General features: G+C 72.3%; 1 protein-coding gene. It reads left to right on the top strand.

Going from position 1 to position 1,706, the window contains the following annotated elements; genetic code table 11:
- A partial coding sequence (locus FNH09_RS46290) for a MinD/ParA family ATP-binding protein (RefSeq protein ID WP_152895862.1) occupies positions 1-1,667 on the top strand: 1,667 nt, incomplete at its 5' end.
- Between the last annotated feature and the right edge of the window lie 39 nt (positions 1,668-1,706).

Here is a 1,706-nt window from a genome sequence, read left to right as displayed (position 1 = left end):
ATCCCCTCCCGCAGCCCGGCGGTTACGGATTCCCCCAGCCGCCCGCCCCGCAGGGACAGCCGCAGCAGCCGCAGGCGCAGGACCCGCAGGCGGCTCCGCACGGATTCGCCCCGCAGGCCCCCCAGGCACCGCAGGCACCGCAGGCACCGCAGGCACCGCAGCCGCCTCAGGCCGTGCAGCCGCCTCAGGTGGGCCAGGTGGGCCAGGTGCCCCAGCCGCCTCAGGCGCCCCACTCGCCGCAGCACCCGCAGGCGTACCCCCAGCCTCAGCAGCCCCAGCACCCGCAGCAGGCCCAGCAGCCTCAGCCGCAGCAGCCGCCCGTGGACCCCCGGGCCGGTTCCGCCTGGCCGCAGCCCATGCAGCACGACCAGCGACAGCCCACCAACCCCGGTGCCGCGCCGCTCGGTTACACCGCGGCCGTGGAACTGTCGTCGGACCGGCTGCTCAACAACAAGCGGCAGAAGGCGAAGAGTGGACGGCCGACCGCAACCGGTGGGCGGTTCAAGCTCGGTGGCAAGCGGGAGGAGGCCGAGCGGCAGCGGAAGCTCGACCTCATCCGGACGCCCGTCCTGTCGTGCTACCGGATCGCCGTCATCAGCCTCAAGGGCGGCGTCGGCAAGACCACCACGACCACCGCGCTGGGTGCCACGCTCGCCACCGAGCGACAGGACAAGATCCTCGCGATCGACGCGAACCCGGACGCAGGCACCCTCGGCCGCCGCGTGCGGCGGGAGACCGGGGCCACCATCCGCGACCTCGTCCAGGCGATCCCGTACCTCAACTCGTACATGGACATCAGGCGGTTCACCTCCCAGGCTCCCTCGGGGCTGGAGATCATCGCCAACGACGTCGACCCGGCGGTGTCGACGACGTTCAACGACGAGGACTACCGGCGCGCGATAGACGTGCTCGGCAAGCAGTACCCGATCATCCTCACCGACTCCGGCACCGGTCTGCTGTACAGCGCCATGCGCGGTGTGCTCGACCTCGCCGACCAGCTCATCATCATCTCGACGCCGTCCGTGGACGGCGCGAGCAGCGCCAGTACGACGCTGGACTGGCTGTCCGCGCACGGGTACGCCGACCTCGTCTCCCGGTCCATCACCGTCATCTCCGGGGTGCGGGAGACCGGCAAGATGATCAAGGTGGACGACATCGTCAGCCACTTCGAGACGCGTTGCCGCGGTGTCGTCGTCGTCCCGTTCGACGAGCACCTCGCCGCCGGTGCCGAGGTCGACCTCGACATGATGCGCCCGAAGGTGCGCGAGTCGTACTTCCACCTCGCGGCGATGGTCGCGGAGGACTTCGTGCGGCATCAGCAGATGCACGGGCTGTGGACCTCGGACGGCAACCCGCCGCCCGTGGCCGCACCGCCGATGCCGGGGCAGCCGTACCCGGGCCAGCCCTATCCTCAGCAGCCGGGGCAGCCCTACCCCCAGCCCGGACAGCCGTACGCACAACCGGGTCAGCCCTACGCTCAGCCCGGACAGCCCGGACAGCCCTACGCGCAGCCGGGGCAACCCGGGCAGCCGGGGCAGCCGCCCGCGCAGCAGCCCTATCCGCCCGCCGGTCAGCCGTACCCGCCGCAGGGCTACCCCCAGCAGCCCGGACAGCCGTATCCGCAGCAGCCCGGCTACCCGCAGCAGCCCCAGCCGCCGCAGCAGTAGCCCCGGCCCCTCGGCCGGGTGAACGCGAAGGGCGGCCGG

It is taken from the genome of Streptomyces adustus (genome assembly GCF_009377175.1).
Taxonomy (GTDB): Bacteria; Actinomycetota; Actinomycetes; order Streptomycetales; family Streptomycetaceae; genus Streptomyces; species Streptomyces adustus.
Note: the sequence above shows the minus strand (reverse complement) of the source record. Positions and strands in the feature narration are given on the sequence as shown.